This window comes from Saccharicrinis sp. GN24d3 (assembly GCF_052400645.1).
In the GTDB taxonomy this organism is placed as follows: Bacteria; Bacteroidota; Bacteroidia; order Bacteroidales; family Marinilabiliaceae; genus Saccharicrinis.
The window spans coordinates 204,627-221,830 of record NZ_JBQTGI010000008.1; the positions used below are offsets into that span (position 1 = coordinate 204,627).

Annotated in this window: 13 protein-coding genes; 9 read left to right on the plus strand and 4 right to left on the minus strand. The window is 39.2% G+C overall.

What is annotated here, in order from left to right:
• Window positions 1–612: 612 nt before the first annotated feature.
• Both ACT29I_RS11600 and ACT29I_RS11605 read left to right on the plus strand, forming a co-directional pair.
• Window positions 613–2,883, plus strand: coding sequence for a T9SS type A sorting domain-containing protein (locus tag ACT29I_RS11600; RefSeq protein ID WP_444793522.1), 2,271 nt, complete (start codon window positions 613–615; stop codon window positions 2,881–2,883).
• A gap of 287 nt (window positions 2,884–3,170) precedes the next feature.
• Window positions 3,171–5,318 carry a T9SS type A sorting domain-containing protein gene (locus tag ACT29I_RS11605; RefSeq protein WP_430934318.1) on the plus strand — a complete coding sequence of 716 codons (2,148 nt, stop codon included), beginning with the start codon at window positions 3,171–3,173 and terminating at the stop codon, window positions 5,316–5,318.
• A 690-nt stretch (window positions 5,319–6,008) separates the two neighbouring features.
• On the opposite strand, the gene ACT29I_RS11610 is transcribed toward ACT29I_RS11605, so the two are convergent.
• From ACT29I_RS11610 to ACT29I_RS11625, 4 genes are all read right to left on the minus strand, one after another.
• Window positions 6,009–7,502, minus strand: a complete 1,494-nt coding sequence (locus ACT29I_RS11610; protein ID WP_430937154.1) for an outer membrane beta-barrel protein — start codon at window positions 7,500–7,502, stop codon at window positions 6,009–6,011.
• 8 nt (window positions 7,503–7,510) lie between these two features.
• A complete protein-coding gene (locus ACT29I_RS11615) occupies window positions 7,511–8,062 on the minus strand; it encodes an RNA polymerase sigma factor (protein WP_430937156.1) in 552 nt (183 codons plus the stop codon).
• 126 nt (window positions 8,063–8,188) lie between these two features.
• Entirely contained in the window at window positions 8,189–8,647 is a 459-nt protein-coding gene (smpB, locus tag ACT29I_RS11620) for an SsrA-binding protein SmpB (protein ID WP_430937158.1), read from the minus strand.
• 51 nt (window positions 8,648–8,698) lie between these two features.
• Window positions 8,699–9,307: a Yip1 family protein gene (locus ACT29I_RS11625; protein WP_444793523.1), complete on the minus strand. Its 609-nt coding sequence runs from the start codon at window positions 9,305–9,307 to the stop codon at window positions 8,699–8,701.
• Between the two features lie 95 nt (window positions 9,308–9,402).
• Between ACT29I_RS11625 and miaA the strand changes: the two genes are divergently transcribed.
• The 7 genes from miaA (at window position 9,403) to ACT29I_RS11660 (ending at window position 17,174) form a co-directional block, all read left to right on the plus strand.
• Window positions 9,403–10,329, plus strand: a complete 927-nt coding sequence (miaA, locus tag ACT29I_RS11630) for a tRNA (adenosine(37)-N6)-dimethylallyltransferase MiaA (RefSeq protein ID WP_444793524.1) — start codon at window positions 9,403–9,405, stop codon at window positions 10,327–10,329.
• Window positions 10,330–10,523: 194 nt separating this feature from the next.
• Window positions 10,524–11,924, plus strand: coding sequence for an adenylate/guanylate cyclase domain-containing protein (locus ACT29I_RS11635; protein WP_444793525.1), 1,401 nt, complete (start codon window positions 10,524–10,526; stop codon window positions 11,922–11,924).
• 228 nt (window positions 11,925–12,152) lie between these two features.
• Window positions 12,153–13,715, plus strand: a complete 1,563-nt coding sequence (locus ACT29I_RS11640; protein ID WP_444793526.1) for a sensor histidine kinase — start codon at window positions 12,153–12,155, stop codon at window positions 13,713–13,715.
• Window positions 13,716–13,788: 73 nt separating this feature from the next.
• Window positions 13,789–14,490 carry a response regulator transcription factor gene (locus ACT29I_RS11645; protein ID WP_430937168.1) on the plus strand — a complete coding sequence of 234 codons (702 nt, stop codon included), beginning with the start codon at window positions 13,789–13,791 and terminating at the stop codon, window positions 14,488–14,490.
• Between the two features lie 166 nt (window positions 14,491–14,656).
• On the plus strand, window positions 14,657–15,025 hold the full coding sequence (locus ACT29I_RS11650; protein WP_430937170.1) for a hypothetical protein: 369 nt from the start codon (window positions 14,657–14,659) through the stop codon (window positions 15,023–15,025).
• Window positions 15,026–15,109: 84 nt separating this feature from the next.
• A complete protein-coding gene (locus ACT29I_RS11655) occupies window positions 15,110–16,150 on the plus strand; it encodes a beta galactosidase jelly roll domain-containing protein (RefSeq protein WP_444793527.1) in 1,041 nt (346 codons plus the stop codon).
• A gap of 1 nt (window position 16,151) precedes the next feature.
• Window positions 16,152–17,174: a sugar-binding domain-containing protein gene (locus tag ACT29I_RS11660; RefSeq protein WP_444793528.1), complete on the plus strand. Its 1,023-nt coding sequence runs from the start codon at window positions 16,152–16,154 to the stop codon at window positions 17,172–17,174.
• Window positions 17,175–17,204 lie beyond the last annotated feature (30 nt).

Here is a 17,204-nt window from a genome sequence, read left to right on the forward strand (position 1 = left end):
GCTTGTCACAGCCTTCGCTTAACGCAATAATTATTTTATGATTATTGCTCCGCTCAGCATTGCCAAGCAAGCTTGTCACAGCCTTCGCTTAACGCAATAATTATTTTATGATTATTGCTCCGCTCAGCATTGCCAAGCAAGCTTGTCACTGCCTTCGCTTAACGCAATAATTATTTTATGATCATTGCTCCGCTCAGCATTGCCAAGCAAGCTTGTCACTGCCTTCGCTTAACGCAATAATTATTTTATGATTATTGCTCCGCTCAGCATTGCCAAGCAAGCTTGTCACTGCCTTCGCTTAACGCAATAATTTACCGGACATGGGTGGTTTGGTAAAGGATTTATGGTTTTTGCCATGACAAAAACTAATCACAGTATAACTGAGTATATTAACGCAGATGTTAAGATTTTTGTGGGATGGAAAATACTTGTTGTTGAAAAAATCTATTTTTCTGCCTTTGGAGTGTAACAAAAATCTATAGTTACGTACAAATGAGTGTTGGGGTATTTAAAAACATCTTAAACAAAAAAAATATAGCTTCTAACAGAGGTTGTTTTTTGTATGGATGTTCTTGTAGAATCTGGCTTGTATCGTATGTAATTTATTGATTTATGAAAAAGATTTTTGTATTAGTTCTGTTAATATTATTCGCAGGGATAAGTGGCGTTAAGGCGGGTGATGAGATTACCGGCAGTTTAGCAGATCCGACCACACTTAAAAAGGATTGGGAAATAAAATCAGGAAAAACCGTAGATGCTGCGGGTGATTTGACTTCTAATAAGGAGGGAACCGTGGAAGGGAAATTAACTGTAGCCAAAGATTTTGAAGCTACAAAGTTGTTGGCAATAAAATCAGGAGCTTATGTTGAAGTGTTTGGGAGCATGATAGCGAAATATGTAAAATTAGAGGAGGGTGGAACTCTTATTGTACATGGCGATTTGGATTTGAATAACTCTGGTTTTGGGGTACATGAAATTAAAGGAACCGTGGTTGTAGCGGGCCATGTGAATATTACTGATTTTAAGATTTTAAAAGAATCCACAATGGTGGTTGGCGGGGATTTAGTAATTGAAAATAAGGGTGAAACAACTTATGAAGGTGGCGCGGAAATTTATGTGATTGGCAGCACAAGTGATGCCTCAGGTAATAATATTGATAATGACGTTCGCGGACAGGAACAACTGGAACAAATTGCAGAAGGCAATACAATTCTTAATAATATTATTGAAGATATAGGGATAGTGAAAAAAACCTATTATTCATGTGCAACGGGTAATCACTCTAACGTCTTAAATTGGCGTTCAGAAACGGATGGCTCAGGAAGTGAACCTTTAGATTTCGCAACTGACAATCAAAATTATGTGATCCAGCATGGTCATACAATCACATGCAGCGGAGCTTGGGCCCTAGGTGGGGTTAATGATATTACAGTTAAAGCAGGAGGCAAGCTTATTTTTGAAGCAGGAAGCCAGTTAACCCTTAATGGGGATTTGGTGATTGAATCAGGTGCTAAATTTATAATTGAAAATACCACAAATAAACCATCGTCTATTCTGGTAAAAGGGGATGTGCCGGGAGCCGGAGAAGCAACCGTTAAATGGAACGGCATAAGTGATTCTAAATGGTGGTATATCGGTCTTTCGGCAATGCCTTCATCCGGATTGAAACTGTGCAATGATGATGATGATGATGATGATGATGATGATGATGACTTACAGGATGGATATTTCCTTTATAATTATGTTGGGGCCAGTTTTGCAAAATTAAACGGTGCTAGCCATAATTTTACGGAGCCATTGGATGGTTATGCCTTTGGTGTCAGGAATGGTTATCCGGGCAATTTATCTTATTCGGGAACGTTAAACAATGAGGCGGAATATACAATTTCCAATTTGGACGAAGGATGGTACCTGGTGGCAAATCCTTACCCTGCATTTATTGATATTTTAAGTGCCGATAACACTTTTACAAACCTGGACCCATCTTATTATTCCACCTATATTTGGGCGGGAACGGATTATGCAACCTGTAACCTGGCAGACGGAGGTGTTTCCGGTGGAGGTTCAAGATTTATTCCTCCCGGACAATCTTTTTGGGTCAAGATCGGTGCTGGTGGCAATGGAAGCATTACCTTAAGCAAATCGGCGCTGGAGCATCAGCCTTCTGTTACGCTTAAAAGCGCTGGTTCGGTTGAAACAGATGTGATTCGACTCCGTTTGTTAAATAATAACACGGACAATGAAGCAGTTATTGCATTTAAAGCGTATGGGGCTTATGATTTTACAGTTTATGACTCCCAAAAAAGGATGGTTGGCGGTGCTGCCGGAAACCTATATACGGTTAAAGACGACAGGTATGCGGTCATTAACTCTATGCCGCTTAATTTTGATAGCGAGATTATTCCTCTTGGTTATAAGGTGGCAGAGTCAGGTATGGCCGAATTTACCATTCAGGTAGGCGATTTGGCAGGCTTTAATTCAAATGTTGATATTTATTTAGAGGACAAAGAGGAAGATATTACGATTAACTTAAGAGAGCAAGGTAGTTACATCTTTACACCAACTGTTGCCCATTCTGACGACCGTTTTGTTATTCGTACCGAGTTATCAGGTGTAACAACGGATGTAATAAAAGAAGATGCATCATCGGATATTACTGTTTTTTCTATTGCGCAAGAGCTGATCGTATTGGTAACAGAGGATTTATTAAGAGAAAACCACCGAAGCATACAGGTGTTTAATGTGTCCGGGCAGTTAGTCAATCAAGTTGAGCCAAATAAACTACGTACGACCATTGAATTGCCCGATGCAAATGGCATTTATATGGTCAGAGTAAAGAGTGGAAATAAGTTAAGTAAACATAAAGTAGGGATGTTCAAATAATGATCCTGACCAATAGCGATACATAAAACACTGAACAGGAAATTCAAAATAAAATTTGACTTGCACTAGCATGATATAATACAACACTAGTTATGTTTATGGATGGACAGTGCGTGTTGATGACTGGATAATATCAGAGGTATGAAGTCAAATACGATAAAAAATGAGCTGTTTATGTAGTAATAACATACATTCGTCAATGCGACTTTAAAATTCGAAACCTTTAAAGCTATGCTTTCGTTTAAGAGCACAATAGGAAATTAGACTTGAGTTTTATAATTAAGCATATGAAAAAAATAAATACTTTACTGTTGTTGTGCACTTTGAGCGTCAGCATATTTGCAGGATCAATAACTGTTAATGATGGAGACGATATAGTAAAGGCACCTTCTCAGGTTCAAGGGGATAACGTTACCGTTAAAAATGGAGGTAGATTAACGGTTACCGGGGATGTATACTTTCAGAAGAAACTGGTAGTTGAGGCTGGAGGAACATTAGTCATTCAAGGGAGCTTGCGGGAAATTGCATCTGGTAATGAGTCATATTTATCGGGAAATGTAATTGTTTTGGGTGATCTTACACTAGCTAATGTAGATATGTTGTCTGATGCTAATATTATAATAACAGGAGAGGTAGCAGTGTATGGGAATAAAACGGATGTGTCGGCAAATGCTGATATATATGCTATTAACGACGAAAATCCTTTGATTATAGGGGTTGATAGTAACGATCTATCATTAGATGATATTAAAACAGGGGATGATTTGATTAGTGATCTCGGTGGAGATGATTCAGGTCTTCTGTTTTTAGTAGATGATTTGATGGAGGAGATAATATCAGTAGCAAAAACTAATACCTGGAATGGTGATACTTCTGAGGCATGGACCACAGGTGCGAATTGGTCATTATCAGATGAACCCAAAGCATTCGATATTGTGGTTGTTGCTAATGCCGGGTCATCGCCGGTTATTAACGGTGGGTCAATTATGGTAGGTAATTTAACCATTAATGAAAATGCAACATTAACTATTGGAGGTGGTTGCCAGTTAACGATTAACGGTAACCTTACCATTAATGGAGATTTGGTTATTAATAATACAGCAGATAATCCCACACCAATCATTGTAAAAGGGGAAGTGCTGGGAGCCGGAGAAGCAACCGTTAAATGGAACGGCATAAGTGATTCTAAATGGTGGTATATCGGTCTTTCGGCAATGCCATCATCCGGATTGAAACTAAGTGATGATGATGGGAACGAAGTACAAAACGGATATTTCCTCTATAATTATGTTGGGGCCAGTTTTGCAAAATTAAACGGTACTACCTATAATTTTACGGAGCCATTGGATGGTTATGCCTTTGGTGTCAGGGATGGTTATCCGGGCAATTTATCTTATTCGGGAACCTTAAACAATGAGGCGGAATATACAATTTCCAATTTGGACGAAGGATGGTACCTGGTGGCAAATCCTTACCCTGCATTTATTGATATTTTAAGTATCGACCACGCCTTTACAAACCTGGACCCATCTTATTATTCCACCTATATTTGGGCGGGAACGGATTATGCAACCTGTAACCTGGCAGACGGAACTGTTTCGGGTGGAGGTTTAAGGCATATTGCTCCCGGACAATCTTTTTGGATCAAGATCGGTGCTGGTGGCAATGGAAGTATTACTTTAAAAAAATCCGCTCTCCAGCATCAGCCTTCTGTTACGCTTAAAAGTGCTGGTTCGGTTGAAACAGATGTGATTCGACTCCGTTTGTTAAATAATAACACGGACAATGAAGCAGTCATTTCATTTAAAGCGTATGGGGCTTATGATTTTACAGTTTATGACTCCCAAAAAAGGATGGTTGGCGGTTCTGCCGGAAACCTATATACGGTTAAAGACGACAGGTATGCGGTCATTAACTCTATGCCGCTTAATTTTGATAGCGAGATTATTCCTCTTGGTTACAAGGTGGCAGAGTCAGGTATGTCCGAATTTACCATTCAGGTAGGCGATTTGTCAGGCTTTAATTCAAATGTTGATATTTATTTAGAGGACCTGGACGCAGGAGTAACCATTAACTTAAGAGAGCAAGGTAGTTACACCTTTGCACCAACTGCAGCCCATTCTGACGACCGTTTTGTTATCCGTACTGAGTTATCAGGTGTGACAACAGATGTAGCGGAAAATGAACCTGAAGTTTCTAAGAGCAATGTAATAATTTATGCGGTCAACCAAAAGGCATTTGTAAAGGTAACCGAAGAGGTTTTAAGGGGTAAAGACCGGTTAATTCAGGTCTATAACCTCGCTGGTCAGTTGATGGCGCAACACGAGTTGCATTCAACCGAAACTGAATTTGATATGCCTGCCGTTCAGGGGATGTATATTATCAGGGTAAGTGTTGATAAATCCTCTTATCAGGAAAAGGTGGTGGTCTATTAACAGGAATACAATGCTATCTGCCTTATGGCAGCAGTTGATACAAACGGGGGCTTTACTGAGGTAAGGTCCTTTTTGTTTTTATCACCCGGACCCCATGCTCTGCCAAAAGATGGAAGAGTATCGGGGTTAAATTCGGTAAGTGAAATTTATAAGGCATTGTAATTTTACTATTAAAGATGCGAGTCTTAATATTTTACATGTAACATGTACAGTCATTCTTTTACCGAAAATCCTCGGAACAAACTATCGCCATTATACCAAAACAAATAAGTCCACCTAAAGGCTATAAATGCTATGTTATCCCCAGGCATAGATCGATGCTGACTCCTCGGAATTGGTTGCGGAAAGATATTTGGTATTTGTTGGCTTTTCGCTGTGAGGATTCAGGTGCCAGTCTCATTAAACCCGGATTATGCATTAGAACTTCGTCGTGAACATTGAAAGTGCAATAAAACAAGGATTTACTGAAACGAGGCATAACTTGTCCCGATTACTTTCGGGAGCACCGTTCTGGTGAGTTGAAGCAATTCATTGAAACGCCTTGCTTTGAAGCAGTTTAATTGCGTAACAGGATTTCTAATGCATATGGCGGGTTCAAATAAAGGTATGGGGATGAACCTAGCGATATGATATTGTGAAGATAGCATGCTTAATAAGAATCGAGAGGTGGTGAAGGCACCAAATGAATTGTTAGAAAGTGTAGCTTACACCAGTATAAACCCCAATCGAGTATGGTTTGTAACTACCTCCTTGTTCCGTAACGGAGTTCATGAAATACCTTATTCTGGGTTCAAAGTTAAAGTCTAAAGATTTTAATATGGGTGTTCGCAGTCCGAGACCAAAGATGGCGGTATAGTTAATCTCACTTATATGCTCCATTTCACCGATTTTGTCTTTGGAATTGTTTTCTATTTTGTACGCTCCGTTTCCTATCAAAAAGTTGGTGCTCATACCGCCCGATATTGAAATGCCAACAGACTTATTAAGTAAGTCGTATCGTAAAAGGAAAGGGATTTCTATGTAATCCAACTCCTGTTGTATTTTTATTATTTCCAGTTCGTTAGCCGTAAAGGTGGCATCGCTTCGGGTATTGAGTTGTATATTGGCGCTGGATGTGGCTACTTCCTGAATTAAATCCTGTTGGGCGGAGCTTTGAAGTTTAATATTACCCATGGAATTCTTCAAATTGGCTTCCCTGCTTCTAATCCCTGCGGCTGGGGAGGCGCTGTACAGCATTTTATCAGATCGCCCAATAAGCGGATTGCTAAATTTTTGCCCTACCTGTGCATAAAAAATACCGGTTTCTATTCCCCATCTTTTTCTGGTTTTAATGTTTAGGTTTATGCCGCCTGTATACGACATTATCCCGTCCTCGTTCGCTGCTGTTGAGTTAGCATTTCCGGATGACCCGGTTTCCCGGTATGAATAGCTTGGCGAAAATTGACCCCCTATGGCAAACTGCAAAGTTCTTTTTTTATTTTCTTCCGGGTTGTCCAATGGATTGTTAATCGCTATAAGCAGATTGTTGGCGGCTTGCGTTTCCAGATCAATAATCGTATTTTGGTTTTGGGTATTAAAAAGTTGAGTCGCATCAACAGGTAATGCGTTGGCTAATTGTATATTAGCGCCGGGTTCTATTTTAGAAATAGGCACGGCATGCGGGCTTGTTGCCATCCCATCGGTTACACCGGTAGATGAGTTAATTTGTTCATTATTTACCATCCTTTCCGAAAAGCCTGTCGAAACATTTTCGGTACCGGTTTTTCCTTCGGGGTGTACAGCTTGCTTGTTGTTTTTAAAAGCCACTATTGGTGGATTCGGAGAATAGTTTGACTCCGTATCCATGTATTTCTCCTCATGGGATTCTTCGTCGGAAGAATCCTTTAAAATCATATTGTCAGTATCTTCGTTGGCTTTTTTAGTGTCTGTTCCTTTTGCAGGAATGGCGTTATCGGTAACCATTGCTTTGTTATCGATTCGGTTATTCCAGAACAAGCCGCCTAAAAACAGTAGGCCTATGATTACGGCAGCAGCTACACTCCTCCAGAAAATGATGGCTTTTTTATTTTGTCCGACGCCTTGAGCACCTCCCTGAACAGCATTCCACACATGAGCAGGCGGAACTTCCGAGAAGTGGGCAAGTCCATCTTTGAATATATGATCGATATTTTTATTCTTATTCATCTTTTGTTTCAAGCTGTTTGCGATTTTTTATTCGTTTTTTCAGCCAGTTTTTGCTTTAGTATTTTTCTGGCCCTGGATAAATTCGACTTGGAGGTGCCCACCGATATTCCCAGTGCATCTGAAATTTCCTGGTGTGATAGTCCCTCGAGAGCGTACAGGTTAAAAACAAGTTTGTATTTAGGCGGTAAAGATTCTATTAACTCAAGCAGTTCTTTTGTCGAATGTTTTGGGATTTCAGCGGTTACTTCTTCATCTTCTATCTGGAACTCCTCTATGGAATCTACCAGATAAACGAGATTTTTCTTTCGAAACGATTCAATGATCGTGTTTACCATTATTCTCCGCATCCACCCTTCAAATGATCCCTCAAATCTGAACTTATGTATGTTATTAAATATTTTTATAAAACCTTCCTGCAAATTATCCTCTGCCTCTGTTCTGTCTTTACAATATTGTATACAGACACCAAACAGCCAAGGCGAAAAGTTCTCGTATAGATTTTTCTGCGCTTGAGCACTGTTTTTCTGGCATTGTTTTATAATTTCAATTAGGTTCTCCACGCTTGTTTAATTATCCTCATTGATACTAAGTTAAAGCTTTGCGGCATTCGCTCAAAACATATATGAAGATAAAGTTTTTAGGGAAGATGGATGAAGTATGTAAAGGTTGCGTGTGGTGTAAAAGAATTAGTGACTTTTTTTAATGCGATCCATTTCCCGCTTGGCATCTTTGGTCTTGAGTGTTTCTCTTTTGTCGTGACTTTTCTTTCCCTTGGCAAGCCCAATTTCTAATTTGGCCCATCCTTTTTCAGTAATAAACACTTGAAGTGGGATGATGGTAAGTCCGGATTCTTTTGTTTTTCTGTCCAGTTTACGGAGTTCTTTTTTGTGCAATAAAAGCTTTCTTTCGCGCAACGGCATGTGGTTGTTATAGGTGCCAAAAAAATACTCGGCAATATTAAAGCCTTTTACCCAAAGTTCGTTTTTTATAAAGTAACAGTATGCCTCAACCAGGCTGGCTTTTCCCAACCGTAAGGATTTAATTTCGGTGCCCGATAATTGAACACCGGCCACGTATTTTTCCAAAATATCGTAGTCGAAATAGGCTTTTTTGTTACGTATGTTAATTTTATTTTGTTTTGACATGATGGTTGAAATAGATATGTGGTAAAATGATGGAAATGTTACCGGATGTCCTTAATATAAAGCAACAGTTTCTATAAAAATTACCGAAATAAAGTATGGTACAAACATAAGAAGCAGGCTTACTATAACCGTAAAAACGACGCGTAAGTCATGCGATTCAAATTTACCTATGCCATGGGTGGCTATCCAAACCAAATACGCGGTATAAATTCCGATGATTTGCAAAAAGTATATCTGGGGGATTAAGGCAGTTGCTATTACAATCAGGTATAAAATAATGGAATTGTAAGCTGCAATTTTAAAGGCAAGCAGTTTCAGGTTTTTGTGATAAGTTCTTACGGTGAATTTGGGGATAATCTTAAGTACAATAAAATACGAGATGTATAGCCCAAAAAAGAAAGAGGCAAACTGCGACAATGCTCTTTTTAGGGCCGTTTCAAAAGGGTATCCTTGATGCGATCCAATGTAACTCACAAAAGTAATTAACGATAGTACAGCCATATAAGGCAATACATAATTGCTTAAAATTATATTTACGTCAGACGTCTCATTGTGGATTGCTTTCCATTCTTGCTTAGGGGAAACAATCAGATTTTTAGTCCTTACAAATAAACTTTTATATTTTTCAGTTAGGCTTTCCTGCTTTTTTGTTGCCTCCATGATTTCCCTGTTTTAAACCTAAGTGCATTAAAATAATACGCACTAAATTAATTAGCTTTGCAGGGTAAAAGTAAAAAAATCGAGTCAATTAGTTTATGATTAATTCCAATAAATATAATTTAATAGTGGTATTGGGGCCAACAGCCAGTGGAAAGACCGCTTTGGCAGTGCCGTTGGCGCATCAATTAAAGGGGGAAATTATTAGTGCCGATTCACGACAAGTTTATCGAAAAATGGATTTGGGTACGGGAAAAGATCTGGAAGATTACGTGGTAGAGGGACATCAAGTACCCTATCATTTGATAGATATTGCCGATGCCGGTCATAAGTACAATGTTTACGAGTATCAAAGAGACTTTTTTAAAGCATTTGAAGATATTCGAAATAGAGGCAGGTTTCCGATAATGTGCGGTGGAACGGGCATGTACATCGAAGCCGTATTAAGTGGTTTTAAAATGATACAAGTACCTTCAAATCCAAATTTGCGCAAGGGATTGGAAGATAAATCCTTGGCGGAACTGACCAGTATATTGTCGTCTATGAAGCGCCTGCATAACAAAACAGAAGTAGACACAAAGAAAAGAGCCGTCAGGGCCATCGAAATAGAAACCTACTATCAAAACCATCCCGAAATAGAAGTGGAGTTACCAGAACTGCGCCCATTGATAATTGGGGTTAATATTGACCGGGAATTGAGACGGGAAAAGATTACCGAACGGTTGAGGTCAAGGTTGGACGAAGGTATGGTAGATGAGGTAAAAAAACTATTGGATTCTGGTGTAAATGCCGAAGATTTATTATATTATGGCTTGGAATACAAATATTTGACGCAATATGTTATTGGTGAAATATCCTTTGAGCACATGTTTGAGCGGCTGAACATTGCCATACACCAATTTGCTAAGCGCCAAATGACATGGTTTAGGAAAATGGAACGGAGCGGATTTGAAATACATTGGGTGGATGCCAGTGAATCAATCGAAAGTAGACTTGTGAAAATTAAAGATTTATTAAACGGATGAATCTTGATGTTTTTAAAATTAACACTGCTTTAAAAAATTGAAATAGCTCGATCTTAGTTTGGTCAACAAAATTAAGGTGTTCAAATATTAAAACAGTTATTTAACACAAAAATAGTATACTGGTGTAAACTATTTTTATTCAAGTCCGTAAACTATGTTACGCTGCATATAAAAGTAGACAGAACTAAGTGTATATGGACAATATAGAGTTATACATAAGCAGGATATCTAAACTTGCCAACAGAAACAAAGAGCTTAACCGCGAAATGAACGAAATTGTTGGCAGATACAATTTTATTCAAAAACAAAACGATAAGTATCTTAGCTTACTTTCCAATTTCTCGTTTGAGGATGAAGAGAAAAAAACACCCCGTAAAAAAATACATCGCTTTAAAAGGGCCTCCTTGCTTTATGCTTCCATCGAAGGATTTGATAAGTTAAGCGGTCACCCAAATGCAGAGCATCTAATGGATAAGTTGGATGAACTTCAATTAACGATGGATACGATTGCCAAAAGATACAACATATTAAAAATAAAGACCGTTGGTGATATTTTCATCTATGGAGGGGGTATGTTGGAAGAAAACAGAACCAACCCCATAGATGTTATTCTAGCTGCGTTTGAAATGCGACAGGCTGCCGTTGAAATTAACGGTGGAGAAAATAACACGGCTTTTTGGGGGTTAAACATTGGTATACATACAGGGCCTGTTTTGGCGGAACCCACCGGACGGAAATCGACACCTTACAGATTGGCGGGCGACGCAGTTAATTTTACAAGCCGGCTGGGTAAGGCAAGCTCGCCCAACATGGTTAATATTTCCGCCATGACGTATGAATTGGTAAAGGAATTTTTCACTTGCGAATTGTCAGGCGATATGCCGGTCAAATATAAAGGACTGATGGACTTGTACCATGTTGCAGGTTTATTGCCCCAGCTGGAAGATCCGGAACACAAAGGCCGGAAAAACAATGATTTCGATGTCAAGTATTCGTTGATCCAGTTCCTGGATATCCAGGAAGAAGTGCTGGATATGATGGAGCAAAACTTGCCGGAAAAACTTTATTATCATAACATCAAACATACCATCGACGTTGTTACGGAGGTAGAACTGATTGGATGGGCCGAAGGACTTAACGAAGAAGAAATTTTAATCGTAAAGCTGGCTGCCTTGTTTCACGATTCAGGTCATGTGATCAGTTACGATGACCATGAGTTTCACAGTACGGTGATTGCCAAAAAAATGCTGAGCAAATACAACTTCCCCGACGATATGATGGATACTGTTTGCGGCTTGATAATGGCCACTAAATTTCCTCCCGAACCTCAAAATATTTTACAGAAGGTGATTTGCGATTCTGATCTGGATTATCTTGGACGAACGGACTTTATCCCGGTATCCAATATGTTGTACGAAGAGCTGAAAGTGCGCAATATGATTGGCTCTTTTAACGAGTGGAATCAAAAACAGCTCACCTTTATTCGCAAGCATCAATATTATACCGATACTGCCCAAAACCTACGCGAAGTAAATAAAAACAAGCAAATAGAACGACTGGAGCGCATGTTGTCCATAGAATCAAATGCCGGATAGGCAGCTTTTTACGAATCGTTCATGATTCTTTCAGAAACGGACGTAGCGAAATCTTGGTATTTTCTTGCAAAGACTACCTAAACACCATCTTTCATTCATTTGATAAGATGGTGTTTTGTTTTGCAGGTTTCTTTCTTTATTAAAATTATCCTTACATTTAAACTGCCTTATTCACCATATTTCGACCCGGTGAAGTCGAGGGCTGGATACTCCAATAGATTTGAACGCATGAAATTTTCGCTGCTAAAACCGTTGATTTGGGTGTTGTTGTTAATCGTGATGCCATCGCTTTTGATCACGTTTTTTCAATTGAACTCTATTAGCCAGCAAGAGGAAGCTTTTGAAGAAATCTATCAAAGACAGCTTACCTCTGTTATTTTCTCCATTAATATGTATGCCGATGATGTGGTGAATCGCTGGGTGGCAGATGTAGCCGATCAAGCTAAGGTGCCGGGACGAATTAAAGAATCGGATTTCAAGGTATTATCAAACCAACAGCAATTGATAAGGGGGCTTATCTTTCAAAAATATGACAAAGATAGTTTAAAAGGAATCCATACGGTTGTAGGAGATATCTCCGACGAGTTGACGCAAGAAGTGGTTGACTCATGTAAAAATAAGATGGGAGAAATCAAGAGGCTTTTTGTATACCTGGAGAGCAATTACCATAAAGTTTTGGTTTTTGAATCAAAGCAAAAGGTGTCAACCCATTTGATGTTGTTTGTGTTGACCAATGCGAATGGAGAAAAGCTTGTAGGCGTCATTGCGGTCGATTCCGAGCGTTTTATATTGGATGTGCTGGCTCCCAGAATTCAGTCTGTTGCACTGCAAGATGTTGCCATTGGCTTGTTGCACTCACAAACACAAAAGTTGCTATATGCCAACGAAAAAGAGGTGGATTTTAAGGAAGAAGATATAAGCCAAACTTTCTGGCAGCTGCCAAGTTATTCCTTGTATCTAAAACCATTGGGAGATTCTCCTCAGGCTATCATCGAAAAAAGAAGCAGGAACAATTTAATGATTTTGGTCATTGTGGATATCGTTTTATTGCTCGGGGGGGTATTAACTTATAGAAACGTGCAGAAACAACTTCAGTTGGCCAAAATAAAATCCGATTTTGTATCCAATGTATCCCACGAAATTCGCACACCACTTGCACTCATCAGTATGTATGCCGAGAGTTTACAGTTGAACCGTGTAAAGGGAGCGGAAAAACTTCAAAAAAGTTACCATGTTATTTTCAGAGAGGCGCAACGCCTTTCCGGAATTGTGAATAATATTCTTAACTTTTCGAAAATGGAGAGTGGCAAAAGAAAGTATGTTTTTAATTTTTTTGATTTAAACGAAAATGTAAGTGCTGTAATTGAAAGATATAAATATAGCATCCGGCAAAACAATGTGGAATTCGTATTAATTAAGGAAGGGAAGCTCAAAAATGTGTGGGGAGATAAGGAAGCCATAGACGAAGCTTTGGTGAACCTGATAGACAATGCTATAAAATATAGCATGGAGCAAAAGCGGGTAGAGATAACAACCGGAACTTCTGATGATATGGCATGGGTAGAGGTAAAGGATTCCGGAATAGGGATACCGCGAAAAGAGCAGAAGCTTATTTTTAAACAATTTTATCGGGTAACCATTGGTAATTTAGCATTCCGTGCCAAAGGATCCGGGTTGGGCCTGAATATTGTCAAACAGATTGTAGATGCGCACCATGGCAAGATAAACGTAGAAAGTGAAGTGGGAAAAGGAAGCAGCTTTAGGATTTATCTGCCAATCGCAAAGGAATAATCAATTCAACGAACGCGGACATGTCAGCCTTGTTTGCTTCTGGCTCGTCCAAGTGATTAACGGACAGTTAAATATGGAAAAAATTCTTGTAGTTGAAGACGAACCGGATATGGTTATGGGATTAAAAGACAATCTTGAGTTCGAAGGATACGAAGTTGATGTTGCCCTGGACGGTGAGGATGGGCTAAGTAAAATATTGTCCTCAAAGTATAATTTGGTATTGCTGGATGTAATGCTTCCGAAATTATCGGGCTTTGATGTATGTAAAAAGGCACGTAAAAGTAACGTGCAAACACCTATTATATTTTTATCTGCCAAAGGAGAGGAGCTGGACAAGGTAATTGGCCTAGAGTCTGGGGCGGATGATTATATCACCAAACCCTTCTCGTTGAGGGAATTGTCGGCAAGGATTAAAGCCGTCATCCGACGTTCCTCAACACCAGTGGACAAAGGTAATATCGCTCAGGTTGAAATAGGGAATTTAAAAGTAGACTTTTCCAATTACATGGCTTATGCAGGAACCGATCAGGTGAAAATGAGCATGAAAGAATATGAGGTGTTGAACCATTTGTGGCAAAATAAAAACAGAACCGTCACTCGCGATAACCTGTTGGATGCAATTTGGGGCTACGACTTTCAGCCAACAACCCGTACAATTGATAACTTTATATTAAAATTGCGGAACAAAATAGAAGATAACCCCAATCGTCCCCATATTATTCTAACAGTTCACGGAATTGGTTATAAGTTAGTAAGTAATACGAAGGGAAATTGAATATATATCTTTGTAATATATAAAAATTCAGACGATTAGCTTCTTGATGACAAATTGATGACATCTTTTTACAAAGTATGACATGGCAGTGACACAGTAGTGTTATTGCCAGCATACATTTACAGTGTAAATAATAACAGTCATTAATCATCATAAACTAATCATCATGAAAACGATTAAATTTTTAACACTGGCGGTATTGATTTTTTGCACAGGATTTGGAAATGTTCGGGCTGAAAAAGTTGATAAAGAAGGAACGATCAAAAAAATGGTTAAACATGTTCAGAAAGATATTAGTCGCTCTTTTCTGGATGAAGATATCAGTTTGTTTGTCGAAAATGGAAACAGAACCAAGGTATATGTGACGCTAAGAGTTTGTAACGATTGTTGTATTGTGGTTTTGGATGTTGAAGGAGCTACTGAAGAAATACGAAAATTGATAAAAGATACAATTAACAATAACAAGGTGAAGACAGATGAAATTTGTAAGTACCGAAGTTTCCGGGTTCCGTTAACTTTTGTGTACAGGGAATAGATAGGATGACCAAAAACAAATACCAAATATATGGAAGTAAGCAATTGATATAATTAACCTCACACACTTTTATTGGATAACCGAATGAGAATATTTTTAATCGTACTATTATTTTTGGGTTCACAGGTGAGCATATTGGCTCAGCAACTGCAGCAGATAGAATCGTTGCAGGGGTCATGGAATTTTAGTGTTGGGGATGATATGAGTTGGCGTTTGCCCTCGCACGATTTTTCAGGCTGGGACAAGATATATATCCAAAACAGTTGGGAGAGCCAGGGCTACGAAGGCTATAATGGCTATGCCTGGTATAAAAGAAAGGTGGAAATCCCCGATGTTTCCCCAAAGGACAAAATTATATTAAAATTAAATCGTATCGACGATGCCGATGAGGTTTATTTTAATGGTACACTAATCGGGAAAACCGGAAATTTTCTTCCCAATCCCGTTTCTGCCTATTCCGAAGAAAGACACTATGAAATTCCGGTAAGTTTGATAAATCAGACAGGTGCCAATTTAATTGCGGTTCGTGTCTATGATTTGTATTACGAAGGAGGTATTCTGGGAAGCGTAGGATTGTATAAGGATGCAACGGCCCGTTACTTTTTAAAAGATCTTTCGGGTAACTGGAAATTCAAAGCAGGAAATAACGATAGTTACAAGGGTTTCGCATACGACGATAGAAATTGGGAAGTCTTGAGGGTACCCGGAAAATGGGAATCTCAAGGTTATCGCTTTTTAAATGGATATGCCTGGTACCGGAAAACATTTAATTGGGATAGATCGACTTCGGGAGGTGATGTTGTGGTGGTATTAGGGCGAATAGACGACAAGGACATAAGCTATTTAAATGGCCAAAGAATTGGTTCCGTGGACGAAATGAGACGAGGCTCCTATTTTGCAGATAAGGAGGACTATCAGACCCTAAGAGCTTATCGTATTCCAAGCAGTAAACTTAACAGTGGTAAAAATGTACTGGCCATAAGAGTGTGGGACGATAGGTATGATGGGGGAATTTACGAGGGGCCGGTGGGAATAATGTCGGTTGAGGCGTTCGATAACTATTTTTCGGAGTACGAGAAGAGTAAGAATATATTTGAACATTTTTTAGATAATATTTTTGATTGATATGTTTAAAAAACAACTGGTTATATCGCTTTTGAGTCTATGTACGTTAGGTCTGTATTCACAAGGCCAGGATTACAAAACCTTAGATCATCTGTCGGGAAAGTGGAAGTTTTCTTTGGGAAACAAACCGGATTGGAAGGATAGGGCGTTTGACGATTCGGAATGGGACGACATACGTGTCCCATCGTCCTGGGAGATGCAAGGCTTTAATGGCTACGATGGTTATGCCTGGTATCGCAAGGATATTAATATTCCCGAAGAATATCGGAAAGAATCGCTGGTATTGGAGCTAGGGTATATTGATGATGTGGATGAAGTTTTTTTTAACGGACAAAGGATAGGCGGTTCAGGAAAGTTCCCACCATATTATACCACAGCATATAACGCGCATAGGTTATATGCCATACCCGAACAATTGATTTATTTTAGCGGGCATAATGTAATTGCGGTTAAAGTGTACGACGACCAGATGGAGGGCGGGATAAACAGGGGCAATGTTAGGTTGTTGGCCGAAAAAAGACCTTTAAAACCATTTTTGAACTTACAGGGAGAATGGAATTTCAGAACCGGAGATAATCTGGAGTGGCGATATGACAATGGTGATGGCAAAGAGTGGGGTAAGATCTACGTTCCGGGTACCTGGGAAAACCAAGGTTATAAACGCCTGGATGGATATGCCTGGTATCAAAAAACATTTGTTGCAAACGATAATTTCGAAAACGACAGGGTGGTATTGCTGCTGGGAAAGATTGACGATTTGGACGAAGTTTTTATCAATGGAATTAAAATAGGCCAAACCGGTTTCCTTGAACCCGGAAACAGACAGGGCGAATATACAAAAGCCTACACACAATTAAGAGGCTATTTGGTGCCTGAAGGCGTTATTGAAATGGGCAAAAAAAATTCCATTCAAGTGCGCGTATCCGACTTTTATCTGGAAGGTGGCATAACCGAGGGCCCAATAGGGTTTATTACACAAACCGATTATATCAGCTATTGGAGAAAAAAGAAGGAAAATCGATAGAATAGACAACCTGTAATGCATCGATTGCAA